Genomic DNA, 18,993 nt, shown 5'->3' with positions numbered 1-18,993 from the left:
TCAGTGCCCCATTCCGAGTCCGCCGTCGACGGGGATCACCGCGCCGGTGACGTAGCCCGACGCGGGGTCGGCCAGCCACGTCACCGCCGCGGCGACCTCCTCTGGTCGTGCGTAACGACCGAGGGGGATCTGGGCCCGGATGGCGTCCTTCTGGTCATCGGTGAGCACGGCGGTCATGTCGGTCTCGACATAGCCCGGCGCCACCACGTTGGCGGTGATCGACCGGGAGCCGAGCTCGCGGGCGACCGAGCGGGCCATGCCCACCAGCCCGGCCTTCGACGCGGCGTAGTTGACCTGGCCCGGTGAGCCGAGCATGCCGACGACGCTCGAGATGAGGATGATCCGGCCGCGCTTGAGGCGCAGCATGCCCTTGGCCGCGCGCTTCACCAGGCGGAAGGAGCCGGTGAGGTTGGTGTCGATGACCGACGACCAGTCCTCCTCCGACATCCGGAGGAGCAGCGTGTCGGCGGTGATCCCCGCGTTCGCGACCAAGACCTCGACCGGACCGTGCGCCTGTTCGGCCGCGGCGAACGCGGCCTCGACGTCGGCAGGGTCGGTGATGTCGGCCTTGATCTCGAGCGCGCCCTCGGGCGCGCCGCCGCTGCGGGTGGTCACGGCGACGCGGTCACCCTGGGCGAGGAAGGCTTCGGCGATCGCGCGGCCGATGCCCCGGTTGCCACCGGTGACGAGGACGGAGCGCGGCTCTGGAGGGGTCGCGGAGTTCACGCTGACGACGCTATCCGTCGGGGACCGCGGCGCTCGCCGCCAGGACCCAGCAACTTCATGAGGTTCTTTTGTGGAAACCCCACAAAGGCGGGCCCGGGAGGGTCAGGTCAGTCGTCCTCGAGCCGGAAGCCGACCTTCATCGTGACCTGGAAGTGCTCGACCTGGCCGTCCTTGATCTGGCCGCGGGTCCCGATCACCTCGAACCAGTCGAGATGGCGCAGCGTCTGGCCGGCCCGCTCGATGCCGTTGCGAACGGCCTGGTCGACCCCGTCGGGGGACGTGCCGACGATCTCGGTAACGCGGTAGGTGCGGTTGCTCATGCAGGCCACCCTAGTCCGCACGCGCCGGACCCGCGGCGCGATGGGCAGGCGTAGGCTGCAGGTATGTCCGATCCCCCGATCCGGATCACCACCGCCGGATCAAGCCCCGAGGCCGACCTGGCCCGGCGGCAGAAGCGCTACATCATCTCGATGTCGATCCGGACCCTGTGCTTCATCGGTGCGGCGATCGCCGGGATGGCCGGCATCACCTGGTTGTGGCCGATCCTGATCGTCGCAGCGGTGGTGCTTCCCTACGTTGCGGTCGTGAACGCCAACGCGGCCACCACGCGCACGGACGGGCTGCCCCTCACGGGTGGCGGACGGAGCGACCGACAGCTGGGCACGAAGTGACCGAGGCTGCCGAGCGCGAACCCGAGTACTGCTCCGCCAAGGGCTGCCGCGCGGACGCCGCCTGGCAGCTGTTGTGGAACAACCCGCGGATCCACGCACCGGACCGCCGCAAGGTGTGGCTCGCCTGCGACGAGCACAAGGAGTCGCTCGAGACCTTCCTCGGAGCGCGCGGCTTCCTCAAGGAGACCGTGCCGCACTAGCCTCCGATGGCGGACATCGGCCGGTCGGGCTGCAGGAAGGTCGGGTCGTCGATGCCGTGGCCGGCCGCCTTGCCGGCCATCGCGACCAGCCACCGGCCGGCCAGGTCCTCATCGCTCGCTCCGGCGCGCAGCGCGGCCCGCAGGTCGGACTCCTGGCGGGCGAAGAGACAGTTGCGCACCTGGCCGTCGGCCGTGAGCCGGACCCGATCGCAGTCGCCGCAGAAGGGCCGGGTGACCGACGCGATGACGCCGACCGTGGCCGGGCCTCCGTCGACGAGGAACAGCTCCGCCGGCGCACTCCCCCGCGGCTCGGACGCCGGGGAGAGCGTGAACTCGCGGTCGAGGTGGTCGAAGATCTCGTCGGCGGTGACCATCCCCTCGCGGGACCAGCCGTGCTGGGCGTCGAGCGGCATCTGCTCGATGAAGCGAAGCTGGTAGCCGCGGTCGAGGCACCACCGGAGCAGCTCCGGAGCCTGGTCGTCGTTCAGGCCGCGGAGAAGCACGGCGTTGACCTTCACCGGGCCCAGGCCGGCGACCTCCGCTGCTGCCAGGCCAGCGACGACGTCGTCGAACCGGTCCCGGCGGGTGATCTCGCGGAACGTGTCGGGGCGCACGGTGTCGAGGCTGACGTTGACCCGGTCGAGCCCGGCCTCCGCGAGTGCGCCCGCCGTGCGCGCGAGCCCGATCCCGTTGGTCGTGATGGACAGCTCCACGCCGGGGTCGAGGGCGCTGGTGCGGCGCACGATGTCGACCAGGCCGCGTCGTACCAGGGGCTCGCCTCCGGTGAAGCGCACCTCGCGGACGCCGAGCCGCCCGACCGCGATCGCGATCAGCCGCACCACCTCGTCGTCGGTGAGCTGGTCGTCGCCCGGCATCCAGTCGAGCCCCTCGGCCGGCATGCAGTACGAGCAGCGCAGGTTGCAGCGGTCGGTCAGCGACACCCGGAGGTCGGTCGCGACCCTGCCGTAGCGGTCAACAAGGGGCTGCATCCCCCCAGCATAGGTCGGTCACTACGGTTGGTCCCGTGGGTGACTGGCTGGTGTCGTGGCGATTCCTGCTCAGCCGGCGTTGGCTCCTCTTCTTCCTGGCGATCATCGTCCTGGCGGTGGGCACCTGGTGGCTCGGTGAGTGGCAGTTCGGTCGGCTCGACGATCGCCGCGCCCGCAACGAGGTGATCGAGGCCAACGCGCACGACGACCCGGTGCCCGTCGACGACGTGCTGGCCGAGGCTGAGCCGGTGGCGACGGACGAGGAGTACACCGTCATCGAGGCCACCGGCACCTACGCCGTCGACGACACGCTGCTCGTCCGCTACCGCACCCGTGACAGCGCGCCGGGGATGCAGGTCGTCGTACCACTGATCACCGCGGACGGGACCGCGCTCGTCGTCGACCGTGGCTGGGCACCCGAGGAGCAGGACGGGACCGATCCCCTGAGCACCGTGCCCGAGCCGCCCGCCGGCGAGGTGACCATCACCGGCTGGGTACGCGCCGACGGCGAGGGCGACAGCACCGAGGTGTCGGCGGGCGGGATGCGTGCGATCGCCAGCGAGGAGGTCGGCAAGGCGCTCGACCTCGAGGTGTACGGCGGGTTCGTGGAGCTGCTGTCCGAGGACCCCGCCCCCGAGGAGTCGCTCGAGCCGCCCGAGGACCCCGACACCGGCCAGGGCCCCCACTTCTTCTACGGCCTGCAGTGGTGGTTCTTCGGGGTGCTCGCCCTCGGCGGCTTCGGCTATCTCGCCTGGGACGAGCGGAAGCACGGCCCGCGGGGGCTCAGAGCGAGCGGGTCATCCCGCCGTCGACGGGGACCATCGCCCCACTGACGAACGACGCCGCCGGGGACAGCAGGAATGCCGCGACCCGGCCGAATTCGGCGGCCGCGCCGTACCGGCGCAGCGGGATCAGCGCCTTCCAGTGCTCGCGCGCGGCGGCCTCGTCACCCGTCGCCGCGTCGAGCTCGGCGACCCGCTCGGTGCCGACCCGGCCGGGCAGCAGCGCGTTGACGCGGACGCCGCGCGGCCCAAGCTCGTCTGCGAGGTCCTTGGCGATCATCGCGAGGCCCGGGCGCAGCCCGTTGGACAGCGCGAGCCCCGGCACCGGCTGGCGGACGCTGCTCGAGAGCACGAGCGCGATCGAGCCGTCCTCGCCCAGCACGGCGCCGATCTCGCGGGCCAGCCGGACGCTCCCGAGGAAGACCGACTCGAACGCCGCGGTCCACTGGTCGTCGGTGATCGCGTCGATCCGGCCGGCGGGCGGGCCCCCGACACTCACCAGCGCACCGTCGAGCCGTCCCCACCGGTCCTGCGCCGCCGCGATCAACCGACCTGGCGTCGCCGGGTCGGCGTTGTCGGCGGCGATGCCGAGCACGCGGTCCTCCCCCAGCACCCCGAGCGCGGTCACGGCGGAGTCGACGTGCTCCTGGGACCGGCCGGAGACGACCACCCGGGCGCCCTCGGCGGCCAGGGCTTCGGCGGTCGCGCGGCCGAGGCCTCGGCTACCGCCGGTGACGATGAAGACGCGGTCACGGAGATCGAGATCCATGCGGGGAGATTACGACGTACTGTGACCGCTATGTCCCGCGGCCTCCGGGCCGGCCGGGCGTCGATCTCGGGCGTCGCTCTCGTGCTGGCGCTACTCCTGTCCCTGCTTCCGCCGTTCCTCGCGGCGGCGCCGGCGCAGGCCGCGGGCGGTACCTTGCGCGGCACCCTCACCGGGCCGAGCGGCTCACCGGTCGAGTACTTCCAGGTCGACGTCTACAAGGCCGCCTCAGGAGACACCTGGCAGCTCGAGACGTCGAAGACGGTGACGTCCTGGGACTCCGGCCTGCCGGTCGGTGAGTTCACGGTCGCGCTTCCGGCCGGGAGCTATCGGGCGTGCTTCCACAAGCTCGGCTTCGAGTCGGACGACTTCACCGGACGACGGTGCTGGTCGGACGGCTTGGACGTCTTCGGCGGCACCGACATCGCGATCAGCGAGGGCGGTACGACGACGATCAACCCTGTGCTTCCTCGGGAGAGCCAGGTTCGGGGGCGAGTCGCCGGTGCTGGGGGGATCGGCGTCTCGGCCTACGTCATGCCGTACCGCCGGGGCCCCGACGGCAACTGGACCGCTGTCTGGGGCCAACAGAGCATCGCCTCCGACGGTTCGTTCGTCATCGATGACCTCGACCCCGGGACCTACCGGTTCTGCCTGGCCGACGTGCCGCGGGAGTACCAGCCCGAGTGCTGGGACAACGTCGCCACCCTGACGGAGGCGACCGAGCTCGTCGTACCTCCCGGGACCCGCCCGGCGATCTACTTCAGGCTCGCACGGCGGGCCAACATCTCCGGGACCGTCACCCGGCCGCGCGGCTCGACCGAGTCGCTCACCATCGTCACCCACCGGTTCCGCAACGCCGGGTGGGAGCAGGTCGCATACGCCGGCGTCGCCGCCGACGGCAGCTACCGGGTCACCGGTCTCGACGCCGACACCTACCGCGTCTGCGTCGTCGGGTTCGACATCGTCACCACCTGTTGGCGTACTGGTTCCACCGCCTCGGGAGCGACGGACATCGTGCTGGCCACCGGCCAGTACAAGGGCAACGTCAACCTCGCGCCCGGACCCGCCGGGTTCGTGACCGGGACCCTGCCGGAGGTCTACCTCGGGGCCCAGGGCTACCCCAACGTGACGGCATGGCGCGAGGTCGACGGGTCCTGGGTGGGAGTCTCGACCGGTGAGGCGGTGCCGACGGGCATCGGCAGCGACTGGACCTACCGGATCGGCTCGCTGCCCACCGGCAGCTACGTCGTCTGCGTGGAACACGCCGAGCCCGAGTTCGTGCCCGCGTTCCCCCGCACCTGCGTGGGCGACAGCCCGACAGCGCAGGGCGGGATCCCGGTCGCGGTCGTCGCCGGTGCGACGACCGACGGCGTCGACATCAGGACCAACCGCGCCGGCGAGATCCGCGGGACCGTCAACGGTGCGTCCGGCCCCGTGCGTGTCGATCTCTACACCGCCTCGGACCGGCTCGCCCTCAGCCTGATGACGAACGCCACCGGCTTCTACCGGATCCGTGAGCTTCCGGCGGGCGTCTACCGGATCGGGATCCACCGGGACCGGGCCACGACGTCCCTGGCGGCCGAGTGGTACCGCAACCGCCTCGACAGCGCCGGGCTCGCCGGCGCGACCCCGGTGCCGGTGAACGGCGACATCGTGACCGGGATCGGCGGGACGCTCGACCCGGGTGGCGCGATCACCGGCCGGCTCGTCGACGGCACCGGCGCCCCGGTCGCCGGCTGCCTGGTCAAGGCGCTCGGCCGCGGCGGGACGCTCGCAGTGCGGTTGGCCCGGACCGATGCGAGCGGGGCGTTCTCGATCGGCGGCCTCAGCACGGCGCCGTACCTCGTGCTGGTCAGCGAGCGGTGCAGCGGCGCCGGGGTCGGGTTGTTCTACGACGCGGCGTCGCCGACGCGCACGACCGCACACCCCCGCAACGCGGACGACGTCTCGGTGACGCGCGGCCTGACGACCACGCTGCCGGCGGACCTGGTCACGGGTCCTCCGCCGCCCTGACCCGTTCGGGCCATGGTCTCGACGGTCGCGCCCCCTTAGCCTGCGGTCATGGGGGTCTCGCGGTGTCTTGTCGCGCTCGTCACCGCGGTGGCGTTGACGTTGGTCGTGCCGCCTGGCGAGGCCGCCGAAGCCATGGCCCGCACCGACCTGACCGTCCGGTCCGGCAGTTTCGCGAAGTCCGGCCCACTCGTGCGCGCGGAGTTCCGCGTCGGGGCGCAGCGCGCCGAGGCGCCGCCGAGCCGCGCGACGCTGGGTCTCCGCGACGGGGCGCGCTGGATCGGGCTCGCCGTGGTCCGGGTCCCCCGCATCGGGACCGGGCGGGTGCGCACCGTCCGGGCCGAGGGCACGGTCGCCTCGGTGCGCGCCGGCACCTACACGGTGGTGGCCTGCGCGGACCGTCCGGGTCGTGTGGCCGAGCGCGCGGAGGGCAACAACTGTCGCGACCTCGGCAGGGTCCGGGTCGGCACCAGCCTCTGCGACCGGCCGGGGTGCGCGCCGATCGACCACCCCTCCGGCAGCGTCTTCGACTACACCGACCGGACGGGCACCTACTGGGCACACGAGCCCAACGACGCGATCAACGGGCCGTTCGCCGTACTGATCTGGCTGCACGGGTGCGCACAGGGCAGCTCGTCTGCCGTCCGGGTGGCCGTCGACCGGTACGACGAGCACTACGTCACCATCGCCCCGGACGGCGCGGACGGCGCGTGCTGGAAACCGGGTGAGCTCGGCGATGCCGGCGTCGCTCGGATCCTGCGGACCATCGAGAGCGTCGTCGCTCACTTCGACGTCCGGTCCGACCGGATCGTCCTCGGCGGATACTCGATCGGCGGCGTCCTGGCGTACCGGACCGCGTTCTACCACGCGAGGCTGATCGCCGGCGTCATCGCCGTCAACGCCGCCCCGTTCCGAAGGAGCGAGTCGCGGCCGGCCTCGTCGCTCGCCGCCGCACGCTGGAGGTTCCCAGTCCTCCACCTCGCCCACGACGCCGACAAGCAGTTCCCGCTCACCAAGGTGCGGTCCGAGGTACGTCGCGTGCGGCGGGCCGGGCACTCGATCGGCTTCATGCACCTGCCGGGCACTCACTACGACCTGCAGACGCAGCCCCACATCAAGCGCCACGCCGTCGAGCCGGGCATGGCCCACGGTTGGACGAGCCCGTAGCCAGTCCGCCAGCGATCAGGGAACGACGTCCGGTAAGCCTTCGGCTACGTGGGAAACCGGCACCACGTCCGGGGCGCCCTTGCGGGCGGCGTCGGCGGTGTGGTCGTCCGGCTGCCGCTGGCTCTCGCGCTCGGCCTCCACGCGCTTGAGGTAGTGCTCGACCTCGCGGGCCCGCTGCGCGGCGTCCCAACCCAGGTAGCCACCGCCCAGGTCGGCGACGTACGGCGCCGCCGCCACGCCGCGGTCGAACGTCTCGATCGAGACCCGGAGCCGGCGGGTGAGGACGTCGTCGAGGTGGCGCGCGCCCTCGTGCGTGACCGCGTAGACCGCCTCGGCCTGGAGGTAGTCCTCGGCGCCGGGCAGCGGCTCGGCCAGGTCGGGCTCCGCCGCGATGAGGTCGAGGACCTCCAGCACCAGTGACCCGTAGCGCTCGAGCAGGTGCTCGACGCGGTTGATCGCCAGTCCGGACTGGGCGGCGAGCATGCGGCGCTGGTTCCACAGCGCGTGGAAGCCGTCGGCGCCCACCAGCGGGATCTGCTCGGTCACGCACGGCCCGACGGTCTTGCCGAGCGTGGTCTCGAGTCCGTGCACGGCCTCGTCGACGGCGTCGGCGGCCATCACCCGGTACGTCGTGTACTTGCCGCCGGCGACCACCACCAGGCCGGGCACCGAGTGAGCGACCGCGTGCTCGCGGGACAGCTTGGACGTCGCGGCGTCCTCGCCGCGCAGGAGCGGCCGGAGTCCCGCGTAGACGCCCTCGACGTCGTCGCGGGTCAGCGGCACCTCCAGCACGCTGTTGACGTGCTCGAGCAGGTAGTCGATGTCGATGGAGCTCGCGGCCGGGTGGTCCTTGGAGAGCTCCCAGTCGGTGTCGGTGGTGCCGATGATCCAGTGCCGCTTCCACGGGATCACGAAGAGGACGGACTTCTCCGTGCGCAGGATCAACCCGGTCTCGCCGCGGATCCGGTCGCGCGGCACGACCAGGTGAATGCCCTTGCTCGCGCGGACGTTGAACTGGCCCCGCTCGCGCGCCATCGCCTGGGTCTCGTCGGTCCACACGCCGGTGGCGTTGATGACCTGCGAGGCGCGGATCTCGAACCGGTTGCCGGTCTCGAGGTCGATCACCTCGGCGCCGACCACGCGCTCGCTCTCCTTGATCAGCCCGAGCACGCGGGTGCGGCTGGCGACCGCGGCGCCGTACGTCGCGGCGGTGCGCGCCAGGAACATGGTGTGCCGGGCGTCGTCGACCTGGGCGTCGTAGTACTTGATCGCACCGACCAGCGCGTCCTTGCGCAGGGAGGGGAACGCCTTGCGGGCGCCGCGCCGGGTCAGGTGCCGGTGCAGCGGCGTGCCGTCGCCGTAGCCACTGGCCTTGGCCAGCGCGTCGTACATCGCGACGCCGGAGCCGGCGTACCACCGCTCCCAGCCGCGGCCGGTGAGCGGGTAGAGGAACGGCACCGGCCGGACCAGGTGCGGCGCGAGGCGCTGCATGAGCAGGCCACGCTCCTTCAGCGCCTCGGCCACGAGCCGGAAGTCGAGCATCTCCAGGTAGCGGAGGCCGCCGTGGATCAGCTTCGAGCTGCGGCTGGACGTGCCCGAGGCGAAGTCGCGCGCCTCGACGAGCCCGACCTTGAGCCCGCGGGTGGCGGCGTCCAGCGCGCACCCGGAGCCGACGACGCCGGCGCCGATGACGAGCACGTCGAAGTGCTGGGTGGAGAGGCGTTTGAGCGCGGCCGTACGGGCGCGTGGGGAGAGTGCGGCCGGCGTCATCTGTCCTCCAGAATGCTGGTGGGTCCGGTCAGTCTTCCCGATCGCGCGCGCGGATCCACGCACCCATGCCGGGGGTGATGAAGTGGAGGGCACCGCCTGCCTCGCGGTAGATGGTGCCCTTCCGGAGCAGTCTCGCGCGCAGGTACGACACGCTCGTCACCGGGGCGCCCAGCTCGGCGGCCACCGGACCGCCGCGCGGGACTTCCCCGCGCCCGGCCACCGCGGCCATCGCCCGGAGGTACTCCTGCTCGCGCGGGCTGGCATCGTCCCACCGCGACCGGAACAGCTGCGCGAGGTCCGCCTCGATCTTCGGTACGGCGGCTCGCGCGTGGTCGACGCCGATGGCGCGACTCCCGTGCGAGGCGCGCCACGCGAAGTGACCGGCGACCTGGATCGCGTAGGGATAGCCGCCCGCGTGGCCGAGCAGGGCATCGGCGGCCCCGGGCGTCATCGGCCGCCCGGCCTGTTGCGCCGGACCCACCAGGGCTTGCCGCGCCTCGGTCGGCGGCAACGTGTCGAGGTCGTGCCACTCGGCACGCTCGAGGTACGTCGGCAGCCGCCTGCGGCCCCGATTCTCCCGCAGGGTGGGGAGTGCGGCGAGTGCGATGACCAGCGGCCAACCGTTGGGCACGTACTCCTGGATCACGCCGAACAGCATCGAGACATCGCCCGGCTCGGCGTTCTGCAGCTCGTCGACGGTGAGCACCAGCCCCGCCGAGCGCTCGATGGCGATCCGCATCGTCTCGGCGAGCGTCGCTCCGAGGTTCGGCGCCGGTCCCTCCGGTCGCTCCGCGTCGAACTGGAGCTCGCCGCCCACGCCGAACGCCCGCGCCTCGACCTTCCCCCCGGTGACCCGGATCCGGCTCTTGCGCCGGTCGAGATCGGCTCCGGCGAGCAGGCGACCTGCCCCGTGCAGGCCGGCCGTGAGGTCGGACAGGAACGGACCCGCCAGCTTCGCCTCGACGTGGACGGTCGGCCACCCGTGCCGCTCCGCGGCCAGGGCAGAGATCTCGCCGAGGGTCACCGTCTTCCCGACACCCCGCGGCCCGAGCAGGATCAACGGGCGCGGCGTCCGGCCGTCGTACGCCGCGATGTCGAGCGCCTCAGCGGCCCCGTCGAGGACATCGGCGCGGCCGGCGAACACCAGCGGCGGCTGGTTGAACCCCGGGCGGTAGGGGTTCTCCTCACGCTCGGCCACGGAGCCCCTTCCCTGGGTCGGACGCGTGCACGTTCGAGCAGCTATAGCAATCTGGAATGCTTATAGCACGTTATAGCAGTCACACGTCGACCCAATCGAGGGTGCGCTCGACGGCCTTCTTCCAGCGTCGGTAGCCCTCGTCGCGCTGGCTCTCGTCCCAGGTCGGCTCCCAGCGGGTGTCCTCGCGCCAGTTCTGGCGCAGCTCGTCGGTGTCCGCCCAGAAGCCGACCGACAGGCCGGCGGCGTACGCGGCGCCGAGCGCCGTGGTCTCCGGTACGACGGGCCGGCTCACCGGCACGCCGAGCACGTCGGCCTGGATCTGCATGCACAGCTGGTTGGCGGTCACCCCACCGTCGACCTTCAGGACCTCCAGCTCGACACCGGAGTCCGCGGTCATCGCCTCGACGACGTCGCGGGACTGGTAGCAGATCGCCTCGAGCGTCGCCCGGGCCAGGTGCGCGTTGGTGTTGAAGCGCGAGAGCCCGACGATGGCGCCGCGCGCGTCGGAGCGCCAGTACGGCGCGAACAGTCCCGAGAACGCAGGCACGAAGTAGACGCCGCCGTTGTCCTCGACCTGCCGCGCAAGCGCCTCGGACTCCGCGGCGCCGCTGATGATGCCGAGCTGGTCGCGCAGCCACTGGACCGCCGAGCCGGTCACCGCGATCGAGCCCTCGAGCGCGTAGACGCAGGGCTCGTCGCCGAGGCGGTAGGCCGGTGTCGTGAGCAGGCCTGCCTTCGAGCGGACGATCTCGGTGCCGGTGTTGAGCAGCATGAAGTTGCCGGTGCCGTAGGTGTTCTTGGCCTCGCCGGGCGCGAAGCAGACCTGGCCGACGGTGGCGGCCTGCTGGTCGCCGAGGATCCCGGTGAGCGGCACCTCGCCCCCGAACGGCCCGTTGGCGCGGGTGACCCCGAACGGGCCGGCCGCGGCCGAGGCCGAGGACTCGCGGATCTCCGGCAGCATCGACCGCGGGACGCCGAAGAAGCCCAGCAGCTCGTCGTCCCAGTCGAGGGTCTCCAGGTCCATCAGCATGGTGCGGCTGGCATTGGTGACATCGGTGACGTGCGCCCCGCCGTCGGTGCCGCCGGTCAGGTGCCACAACAGCCACGTGTCCGCCGTACCGAAGAGGGCGTCGCCGCGCTCCGCCGCCGCGCGCACACCGTCGACGTTCTCGAGGATCCATTGCAGCTTGCCTCCGGCGAAGTACGTCGCCGGCGGCAGTCCCGCGCGATGCCGGATCACGTCGCCGCGGCCGTCCTTGTCCAGCGCAGCCGCGATCGCGTCGGTGCGGGTGTCCTGCCACACGATCGCGTTGTGCAGCGGGCGTCCGGTGCGCCGGTCCCAGACGAACGTGGTCTCCCGCTGGTTGGTGATGCCGACCGCGGCGAGGTCACCCGGCGCGAGCCGGGCCTTGCCGAGCGCGGTCTGCACGACGGCCGACGTCCGCTCCCAGATCTCGACCGGGTTGTGCTCGACCCAGCCGGCCCGCGGCAGGACCTGCTCGTGCTCGAGCTGGTGGCGCACCACCTCCGCGCCGTCATGGTCGAACACCATGAACCGGGTGCTCGTCGTGCCCTGGTCGATGGCCCCAACGTAATCCGCCACGGGCACACTCTGGCACGTCAGTCCGGTGAGATCAGGGCGAAATGCAGCGCGGCGGGCGCGGAGTAGCCGATCCCGACCTCGTTCATCACGTAGTCGTCCGCCAGGTCGCGGTAGGTCTGCCGCGGGGTGTCGAACTCCCCCAGCACCAGGTCGGCCCCGCGGTTGTCGTTGATATCGGCCAGCGGCGCGGGGCCTCCGACGACCGCGCCGGGCAGGTCCAGGCCGACGGCCTGCACCCAGTGATAGGGGTTCTCGACGCCGCCGGCCACGACCTGCCAGCGCAGCCCCCAGGGGTTGACGCCGAGGAACCACCCGGTCGCCCGGTCGAGCGCGTCCTGTGCGGTGTCCAGTCCGGCGCGCGCCGCGAGCGCAAGCACCGACGCACCGGACTCGCTCTGCCGGACGGAGCCCCACTGGGCCCAGCCGGCTCGCCCGAACGCGGTCTCCGAGGCGACGACAGCGGCCCACGCCTCCCCGCCGGCGCGAAGGATCCGGCAGGCGGGTCGTCGTACGGCGGCACGGGCGGGCGCGTCGCCGGGCCGCAGCACGCCGCACAGCTCGGCCGCTGCGATGGCGGACATCTCGTAGCTGTCGGCGCCGACCAGCCAGTTCATCTCGCCGTTCGCAGTGGCCCGTCGGAGGGACGCAAGCGCGGCGTCGGCGTCCGACCGCCGGCCGGTCACGCGCCACAGCGCCGCCCGGGCGACCGCCACGTCGTCCCGCCAGCTGTCCTGCTGGTAGCAGCAGTTGCGCCACACCCCACCGAGCGCCACCGCCTCCGCCAGCCACGCCCGCGCCCGGCCGACCAGCCGGGACCGCCGCTCGGGCCCGAGCCGCATCGCCGCGTTGGCGAGCGCCGCCGCGGTGATCGCGGCGACGTCGGACCCACCCGTCCGCGGCGTGAGGACGTACGACGGACGCCGGCTGCGCCGGGGGTCGTCGCTCTCGTCGTCGACGGTCGGGTCCCGGAAGCCGGCGTTGTGATCGGCATCGGTGTGCCCGACCTGGGCGACGAACACCTCGCGACGGGGATGCGCCTTGCGCAGCCACCGGACGCCGATGGAGGCCGACTCCGTGAGAGCCGCGACCTGGGCCGGCTGGTTGGCGGCGGCGATCTCGAGCATCAGGGTCGCGTACGCCGTGGTTCCCGTGAACTTGAGCTGGTCGCCGGCGTCCATCCACCCGCCCTCGACGTCGATCCGCTCGCCCCGGTGCGGCCCGTTCGCGATGCGGGACCGCCGGTCGTGGAGGTGGCTCGGTTCGTGCCAACCGGACGGCTCGTCGCCGTCGGCGTTGGCGTCGAAGATCGCGAGCGTCCCGCCGAGGACACCGCGGTAGAGGTGGTCGCCGACCTCGATCACGCTCGAGGTCTCCCCGTCCACGACGACCCGGTAGACGCCGGGCTCGGTGATCGCCGAGAGGTCCGCCAGCGCGGCGTGGTCCCACGGGTTCGCCGGACCGGTCAGCAGCTCGAGGCTCCCGGTGCCGACGACCGCGCCACCGTTCACGTCCACGACGGTGTACGTCGTGTCGGCCAGGGACGTGTCCGCCGCCACGACCGCGGGTGGCACCTCTCCCGGCTCGGCGACCAGCGGCACCCGGATCACGGGAGACGCGGCGGCCGCCGCCTCGACGGCCTCGGTCTCGACCGATGTCCGCTGCGCCGGCTCCGTGCACCCGACGAGCACAAGCAGGACCAGGCCCAGCACGGAGGTCGTGGGGAGACGCCGGGTCATGCTCCCCATGCTGCCCTCCTCAGCGTCGATGCGCATGATCCGTTCGATGTATTGCGACGTTCGCCGAGCTCGCCCACGGAAGGGGTTGACTTCAACTTCACTTGAAGTTTCAGGATTGAGGCATGAACTCGAAGACTGCACTCATCACCGGCGGCAGCGCCGGACTCGGCCGCGCTCTGGTGGCCGCTCTCGCCGACCAGGGCTGGCAGGTCGTCACGGACGGCCGTGACGCCGCCCGCCTCGACCTCCTCCGCGAGCTTCCCGGGGCGGAGCGCATCACCGCGATCCCCGGCGACGTCACCGCCGCCGGGCACCGCGACGCACTCCTGGCGGCGGTCACCGACCTCGGCCGGCTGGACCTGCTCGTCCACAACGCCAGTGCCCTGGGCCCGATCAGCGGGGAGACTCGACACCGGCTGCTCGCCGACACCACGCCCGAGGACCTCCAGTACGTCTGGCGCAGCAACGTCGGCGCTCCGCTCGTGCTGACCTCCCTGATGCTCCCGGTGCTCGCCGCGTCGAACGGCGTGCTGCTGTCGATCTCGTCCGACGCCGCGGTCGAGCACTACGCCGGCTGGGGCCTCTACAGCGCCTCGAAGGCGGGGCTCGACCACATCACGCTGACGTTCGCCGCCGAGAACGACGCGATCACGGCGTACGCCGTCGACCCCGGTGACATGCGCACCCAGATGCACCAGGACTGGTTCCCGGGCGAGGACATCTCGGACCGGCCGCTCCCGGAGACCGTGGTGCCGCACCTGCTCGCGCTGCTGGCGAGCCGCCCACCGTCGGGCCGCTACCGGGCCGCCGACTTTCCGGCACTGCGCAACGGCCTCAGGCTCGCCGAGCGGGCGGGGGCCTGACATGCCACTCCTGGACGAGCGCCCCGCGACCAGCTTCGCGGCGCCGCGGAGCGTGTTCGCCCCGGCGCCGGCGGAGCGACGGGGCGTCGCCCGGGACCGGGTTCGGCTGCTGGTCGCCGACGCCGACCGCGGGCTGACCCACACCCGGTTCACCCATCTCACCGAGCACCTCCGCCCGGGCGACGTCGTCGTCGTCAACGACTCGGCGACGGTCGCCGCCCAGCTGGACGCACTGTCGGACCGGCACGGCCCGGTGGTCGTCCACCTCGCGATCCCGCTCCCGGATGACACCTGGGTCGTGGAGGTACGACGGGCGCCCGATGCCGATCGCGCGGTGCTCGACGCCGAGGTCGGCGACGTGCTCGAGGTCGCTGCGGGCGTGGCCCGGCTGCGCCTCGTCGCGCCGTCCATCTCGGTCGAGTCGACCTCGGCACACTCAGTGTCGTTGGTGAATTCCCCGACCGGCACCGGCAACCGGCTGTGGCGGGCAGAGGCCGAGGGCGACCTGGCCGCGGCAGCGCGCCGCTACGGGCGCCCGATCTCCTACGGCTACCTGGCCGACCGCTACCCGCTCAGCGACTACCAGACCGTGTTCGGGCACCGGCCGGGCAGCGCCGAGATGCCGTCGGCCGGGCGGCCGTTCACGAGCGAGCTGGTGACCCGGCTGGTCGCCGGTGGGGTGATGGTCGCCCCGGTCACGCTGCACACCGGCGTGTCTTCACAGGAGGCCGGCGAGGCGCCACAGGCCGAGCGGTTCGAGGTCACCGCCACCACCGCTGCGGTGGTCAATGCGGCGCGGGCAGGTGGCGGCCGGGTGATCGCGGTCGGCACCACCGTCACCCGGGCCCTCGAGTCCGCGGTCGAGCCCGAGCGGGACGGCAGCAGGCTGGTCCCGGCCCGCGGCTGGACCTCCCGGGTGGTGACGCCGGCGGACCCACCGCGCATCGTCGACGGCCTGATCACCGGGTGGCACGACCCCGAGGCCTCGCACCTGCTGCTGGTGGAGGCGGTGGCCGGCGCGGAGCTGACGCAACGGGCCTACGCGGCAGCCGTGGACGCACGCTACCTGTGGCACGAGTTCGGCGACTCCGCGCTGCTGCTTCCCACCCCGAGATGAGCCAGGGGCTTCTCAGGGGATATCCCGATGCGGCATCACCACTGATCGGGCAGGGTGATGGCATGACGAGCGCCCCCCATCGCCCGCCTGTTGCCGCGCGTGCCGTCGACCTCCGCAAGGTCTACGGCTCCGGACAGTCGGAAGTCCACGCCCTAGCCGGCGTCACCGTCGATCTCGCAGCCAGGAAGTTCACCGCGATCATGGGCCCCTCCGGCTCCGGCAAGTCGACCCTGATGCACTGCCTCGCTGCCCTCGACACCCCGACCTCGGGCACCATCGAGGTCGACGGCACCTCGCTCTCCGGCCTGAGCGACAAGGCACTCACGACGCTGCGTCGGGAGCGGATCGGGTTCGTCTTCCAGGCGTTCAACCTGATCCCGACCCTGACCGCACGGGAGAACATCCTGCTCCCCCTCAACCTGGCCGGCACGAAGCCCGACCAGGCGTGGTTCGACACCGTGGTCGACGCCGTCGGCCTCCGGGACCGGCTGAGCCACCGACCGAGCGAGATGTCGGGCGGCCAGCAGCAGCGGGTCGCCTGCGCCCGCGCGCTGGCCAGCAAGCCGTCGATCGTCTTCGCCGACGAGCCGACGGGCAACCTCGACAGCACGTCGGGCGCCGAGGTCCTCTCGTTCCTGCGGCGCAGTGTCGACGAGTTCGGCCAGACCGTGGTGATGGTGACCCATGACCCGGTCGCGGCGTCGTACTGCGACCGGGTGGTCTTCCTTGCCGACGGCCTGGTCGTCGACGAGATCAGCAACCCGGAGCGCGAGCAGATCCTCGAGCACATGACCGCGCTCCAGACGCTGGCCGCGGAACGCCGCGGGGTCGCGTGAGATGTTCAAGCTGACCCTGCGCAACCTGCTTGCGCGGAAGGTCCGGCTCGTCATGAGCGGGCTGTCGATCGTGCTCGGCGTCGCGTTCCTCTCCGGCGTGCTGGTGTTCAGCAACGGCCTGTCGTCCACGTTCGACGGGATCATCTACGGCTCGACCCCCGACGGAGTGGTCCGGGCGAAGGACTTCGCCGAGTTCGACGCGGGCTACTCGGGCACGCCGGAGAACGTGGTGACGCCCAAGGTGATCGCCGATCTCGAGGCGCTGCCCGAGGTCGACCGCGCGGACGGCGACATCGCCGGGTTCGGGATGAACCTGCTCGCGTCCGACGGCACGCTGGTGGGCGGCACCGGCGCGCCGACGCTGGCGTTCAACTACCACGACGGTCCCAACATGGAGGGCGGGTCGATCCTCGAGCTCGACACGGGTCACTGGCCGGAGGGCACGGACGAGGTCGTCCTCGACACCGCTGCCGCCGAGAACGGCGACTACGAGCTCGGCGACGAGGTGCAGCTGCTGGCGCCGTACGGCGAGATCGAGCAGACCGCCACGCTCGTCGGCACTGCCGAGTTCAACGGTGGCGGCACCGCCGGCGCGACCCTGCTGATCTTCTCCACCGAGGCCGCGCAGAAGCTGTTCCTCAACGGCAACGACGTCTACAACCGCGTCAGCCTCACCGCCGCGGACGGGGTGTCGCAGAAGGAGCTCGCCGACGCGGCCGAGGAAGTGATCCCCGACGACTTCGAGGCGGCCACCGGCGACAAGGTCGCCGACGAGTCCCAGGCCGCCATCGGCGAGTTCCTGGGCATCATCAACATCTTCCTGATCGTCTTCGCCGGCATCGCCGTCCTCGTCGGCGGCTTCATCATCCTCAACACGTTCACGATCCTGGTCGCGCAGCGCTCGCGCGAGCTCGCCCTCATGCGCGCGCTCGGCGCCGCACGGGAGCAGGTCACCCGCTCAGTCCTGTTCGAGGCGCTGGTGCTGTCCTTCCTCGCCTCGACGCTCGGCATCGGTCTCGGCTGGGTGCTGGCCCGAGGCCTGGCGGCGCTGTTCCGCGCGATCGGTCTCGACATCGCCGGCAACGCCCTCGACCTGACCGCGACCGCCGTCATCGTCAGCTACGCCGTCGGCGTGGTCGTCACGATGGTCGCCGCCTACGTCCCCTCGCGGCGGGCCGGGCGGGTCGCTCCGGTCGCGGCGATGCGGGCGGAGGCACCCCACGCACCCGCACCACTCGGCCGTCGCGCGACCATCGGTGGCGCGCTCCTGGTCGTCGGTGCGGCGCTCGCTGCCTGGGGTGTGGTGGGTGCCCCCGGCCCTGACGCGCTCTGGGTCGGCATCGCCGGCGTCATCTGGATCCTCACCGTCGCAGTGATCAGCCCCATCATCGGCAAGCCCGTGCTCCTCGCCTGCCGCGCCCTGTTCGGCCGGCTGTTCGGGACCTCGGGCCGGCTCGCGGGCGAGAACGCCCTGCGCGACCCCCGCCGCACGGGCGCCACCGCGTCGGCCCTGATGATCGGGCTCGCGCTGGTGTCGACGATCGGCGTGCTCGCCGCGTCGATGAACAAGTCGATCGACGACCTCGTCGACGACGAGTTCACGGCCGACTACCTGGTGCAGAGCGTGGCGTACATGCCGTTCTCCACGACGGTCGGCGATGCTCTCGAGGACGTCGACGGGGTGTCGGTCCTCAGCCGACAGCAATGGGTCGGCGCCAAGTACGACGGCAAGACCGAGTCCGTCGCCGGCAACGACGACCAGTTCGACGACGTCTACGACCTCGACGTGGTCGAGGGCACGACCGACGCGCAGGGCGCCGAAGCGGTCGTGTTCGACGACTTCGCCGAGGAGCACGACCTCGGGCTGGGCGATCCGCTGGAGCTCTCCTTCCCCGGCGGCACGAAGCTCGAGGTCGACGTCGTCGGGATCGTGGAGTCCTCCGAGGTGACGGCACCGATCAACGTGCCGATCGACCAGCTCGCGGAGGCCGGGCTGACCCGGCAGGACTCGTCGATCAGCATCCTGCTGGCCGACGGCGCGAACCCCGAGGCCGTGAAGGACGACCTGGACGAGGCGGCCTCCGACGTACCGATCGTCGCCGTCTACGACAAGGAGGGCTTCAGCGACTCGATCCGCGACCAGGTCAACCAGCTGCTCTACATCATCTACGGGCTGCTCGCCCTGGCGATCGTGATCGCCGTCTTCGGCATCGTGAACACGCTTGGCCTGAGCGTCATCGAGCGGACCCGTGAGGTGGGGCTGCTGCGCGCGATCGGCATGAGCCGGCGCCGGCTGCGACGGATGATCACCCTCGAGTCGGTGGCGATCGCCCTGCTGGGTGCGGTGCTCGGCCTGGGTCTCGGGCTCGTGATCGGCGTGACGCTGCGCGAGACCCTCAAGAGCGAACTGAGCAGTCTTGCCCTGCCCATCACCCAGCTGGTGGTGTTCCTCGTGATCGCGGTCGTCGTCGGCGTCCTCGCCGCCGTCATCCCCTCGATCCGGGCGTCCAGGATGAACGTGCTCGAGGCGATCGCCGAGGAGTGACCGTCGTACCTGAA

At 72.0% G+C, this 18,993-nt stretch carries 17 protein-coding genes; 9 read left to right on the top strand and 8 right to left on the bottom strand.

All coding sequences use genetic code 11. The features are described from left to right. Both fabG and D0Z08_RS18910 read right to left on the bottom strand, forming a co-directional pair. A complete protein-coding gene (gene fabG / locus D0Z08_RS18915; RefSeq protein ID WP_118926817.1) occupies positions 1-726 on the bottom strand; it encodes a 3-oxoacyl-ACP reductase FabG in 726 nt (241 codons plus the stop codon). 107 nt (positions 727-833) lie between these two features. After that, positions 834-1,046, bottom strand: coding sequence for a dodecin (locus D0Z08_RS18910; protein ID WP_118926816.1), 213 nt, complete (start codon positions 1,044-1,046; stop codon positions 834-836). A gap of 63 nt (positions 1,047-1,109) precedes the next feature. Between D0Z08_RS18910 and D0Z08_RS18905 the strand changes: the two genes are divergently transcribed. Continuing rightward, positions 1,110-1,397, top strand: coding sequence for a DUF3099 domain-containing protein (locus D0Z08_RS18905; protein ID WP_118926815.1), 288 nt, complete (start codon positions 1,110-1,112; stop codon positions 1,395-1,397). After that, positions 1,394-1,597, top strand: a complete 204-nt coding sequence (locus D0Z08_RS18900; RefSeq protein WP_118926814.1) for an acetone carboxylase — start codon at positions 1,394-1,396, stop codon at positions 1,595-1,597. Before D0Z08_RS18905 ends, D0Z08_RS18900 begins: the two co-directional genes overlap by 4 nt. Here the strand turns inward: D0Z08_RS18900 and moaA are convergent. After that, positions 1,594-2,586 (bottom strand): GTP 3',8-cyclase MoaA, encoded by a 993-nt coding sequence (gene moaA / locus D0Z08_RS18895; RefSeq protein ID WP_118926813.1) that lies wholly within the window; start codon positions 2,584-2,586, stop codon positions 1,594-1,596. The two genes, D0Z08_RS18900 and moaA, sit on opposite strands and share 4 nt — an antisense overlap. Before the next feature lie 35 nt (positions 2,587-2,621). On the opposite strand from moaA, the gene D0Z08_RS18890 reads away from it, so the two are divergent. Beyond that, the gene (locus D0Z08_RS18890; RefSeq protein WP_245994116.1) at positions 2,622-3,419 is read left to right on the top strand and encodes an SURF1 family cytochrome oxidase biogenesis protein; all 798 of its coding nucleotides are present in this window, start codon (positions 2,622-2,624) and stop codon (positions 3,417-3,419) included. Here D0Z08_RS18890 and D0Z08_RS18885 read toward each other — a convergent pair. After that, a complete protein-coding gene (locus tag D0Z08_RS18885) occupies positions 3,370-4,137 on the bottom strand; it encodes an SDR family oxidoreductase (protein WP_118926812.1) in 768 nt (255 codons plus the stop codon). The two genes, D0Z08_RS18890 and D0Z08_RS18885, sit on opposite strands and share 50 nt — an antisense overlap. Before the next feature lie 30 nt (positions 4,138-4,167). Here D0Z08_RS18885 and D0Z08_RS18880 point away from each other — a divergent pair, with 30 nt between their 5' ends. Further along, complete coding sequence (locus tag D0Z08_RS18880) at positions 4,168-6,147, top strand: carboxypeptidase-like regulatory domain-containing protein (protein WP_118926811.1); 1,980 nt, start codon at positions 4,168-4,170, stop codon at positions 6,145-6,147. A 48-nt stretch (positions 6,148-6,195) separates the two neighbouring features. Then, positions 6,196-7,311 carry an alpha/beta hydrolase family protein gene (locus tag D0Z08_RS18875; RefSeq protein ID WP_118926810.1) on the top strand — a complete coding sequence of 372 codons (1,116 nt, stop codon included), beginning with the start codon at positions 6,196-6,198 and terminating at the stop codon, positions 7,309-7,311. Positions 7,312-7,326: 15 nt separating this feature from the next. On the opposite strand, the gene D0Z08_RS18870 is transcribed toward D0Z08_RS18875, so the two are convergent. From D0Z08_RS18870 to D0Z08_RS18855, 4 genes are all read right to left on the bottom strand, one after another. After that, entirely contained in the window at positions 7,327-9,081 is a 1,755-nt protein-coding gene (locus D0Z08_RS18870; RefSeq protein WP_118926809.1) for a glycerol-3-phosphate dehydrogenase/oxidase, read from the bottom strand. Between the two features lie 28 nt (positions 9,082-9,109). Next, entirely contained in the window at positions 9,110-10,279 is a 1,170-nt protein-coding gene (locus tag D0Z08_RS18865; protein ID WP_182481385.1) for an ATP-binding protein, read from the bottom strand. 79 nt (positions 10,280-10,358) lie between these two features. Beyond that, positions 10,359-11,882, bottom strand: a complete 1,524-nt coding sequence (gene glpK, locus D0Z08_RS18860; protein ID WP_118926807.1) for a glycerol kinase GlpK — start codon at positions 11,880-11,882, stop codon at positions 10,359-10,361. Positions 11,883-11,899: 17 nt separating this feature from the next. Beyond that, the gene (locus tag D0Z08_RS18855; protein WP_182481384.1) at positions 11,900-13,627 is read right to left on the bottom strand and encodes a glycoside hydrolase family 9 protein; all 1,728 of its coding nucleotides are present in this window, start codon (positions 13,625-13,627) and stop codon (positions 11,900-11,902) included. 113 nt (positions 13,628-13,740) lie between these two features. On the opposite strand from D0Z08_RS18855, the gene D0Z08_RS18850 reads away from it, so the two are divergent. From D0Z08_RS18850 to D0Z08_RS18835, 4 genes are all read left to right on the top strand, one after another. Further along, complete coding sequence (locus D0Z08_RS18850; RefSeq protein ID WP_118926805.1) at positions 13,741-14,481, top strand: SDR family NAD(P)-dependent oxidoreductase; 741 nt, start codon at positions 13,741-13,743, stop codon at positions 14,479-14,481. A gap of 1 nt (position 14,482) precedes the next feature. After that, positions 14,483-15,598, top strand: coding sequence for an S-adenosylmethionine:tRNA ribosyltransferase-isomerase (locus D0Z08_RS18845; protein ID WP_118926804.1), 1,116 nt, complete (start codon positions 14,483-14,485; stop codon positions 15,596-15,598). 62 nt (positions 15,599-15,660) lie between these two features. Further along, entirely contained in the window at positions 15,661-16,434 is a 774-nt protein-coding gene (locus tag D0Z08_RS18840; RefSeq protein WP_118926803.1) for an ABC transporter ATP-binding protein, read from the top strand. Between the two features lies 1 nt (position 16,435). Next, positions 16,436-18,979 carry an ABC transporter permease gene (locus D0Z08_RS18835; protein ID WP_118926802.1) on the top strand — a complete coding sequence of 848 codons (2,544 nt, stop codon included), beginning with the start codon at positions 16,436-16,438 and terminating at the stop codon, positions 18,977-18,979. Positions 18,980-18,993: the final 14 nt, after the last annotated feature.

Source organism: Nocardioides immobilis, from assembly GCF_003515065.1.
GTDB lineage: Bacteria > Actinomycetota > Actinomycetes > Propionibacteriales > Nocardioidaceae > Nocardioides > Nocardioides immobilis.
This window is presented reverse-complemented; position numbering and strand designations above follow the sequence as displayed.

Coding starts and splice junctions, on each gene's coding strand:
- D0Z08_RS18910 (WP_118926816.1), bottom strand. CDS start 1,046: ATGAGCAACCGCACCTACCGCGTTACCGAGATCGTCGGCACGTCCCCC.
- D0Z08_RS18905 (WP_118926815.1), top strand. CDS start 1,110: ATGTCCGATCCCCCGATCCGGATCACCACCGCCGGATCAAGCCCCGAG.
- moaA (WP_118926813.1), bottom strand. CDS start 2,586: ATGCAGCCCCTTGTTGACCGCTACGGCAGGGTCGCGACCGACCTCCGG.
- D0Z08_RS18885 (WP_118926812.1), bottom strand. CDS start 4,137: ATGGATCTCGATCTCCGTGACCGCGTCTTCATCGTCACCGGCGGTAGC.
- D0Z08_RS18880 (WP_118926811.1), top strand. CDS start 4,168: ATGTCCCGCGGCCTCCGGGCCGGCCGGGCGTCGATCTCGGGCGTCGCT.
- D0Z08_RS18875 (WP_118926810.1), top strand. CDS start 6,196: ATGGGGGTCTCGCGGTGTCTTGTCGCGCTCGTCACCGCGGTGGCGTTG.
- D0Z08_RS18870 (WP_118926809.1), bottom strand. CDS start 9,081: ATGACGCCGGCCGCACTCTCCCCACGCGCCCGTACGGCCGCGCTCAAA.
- D0Z08_RS18855 (WP_182481384.1), bottom strand. CDS start 13,627: ATGGGGAGCATGACCCGGCGTCTCCCCACGACCTCCGTGCTGGGCCTG.
- D0Z08_RS18850 (WP_118926805.1), top strand. CDS start 13,741: ATGAACTCGAAGACTGCACTCATCACCGGCGGCAGCGCCGGACTCGGC.
- D0Z08_RS18845 (WP_118926804.1), top strand. CDS start 14,483: ATGCCACTCCTGGACGAGCGCCCCGCGACCAGCTTCGCGGCGCCGCGG.
- D0Z08_RS18840 (WP_118926803.1), top strand. CDS start 15,661: ATGACGAGCGCCCCCCATCGCCCGCCTGTTGCCGCGCGTGCCGTCGAC.
- D0Z08_RS18835 (WP_118926802.1), top strand. CDS start 16,436: ATGTTCAAGCTGACCCTGCGCAACCTGCTTGCGCGGAAGGTCCGGCTC.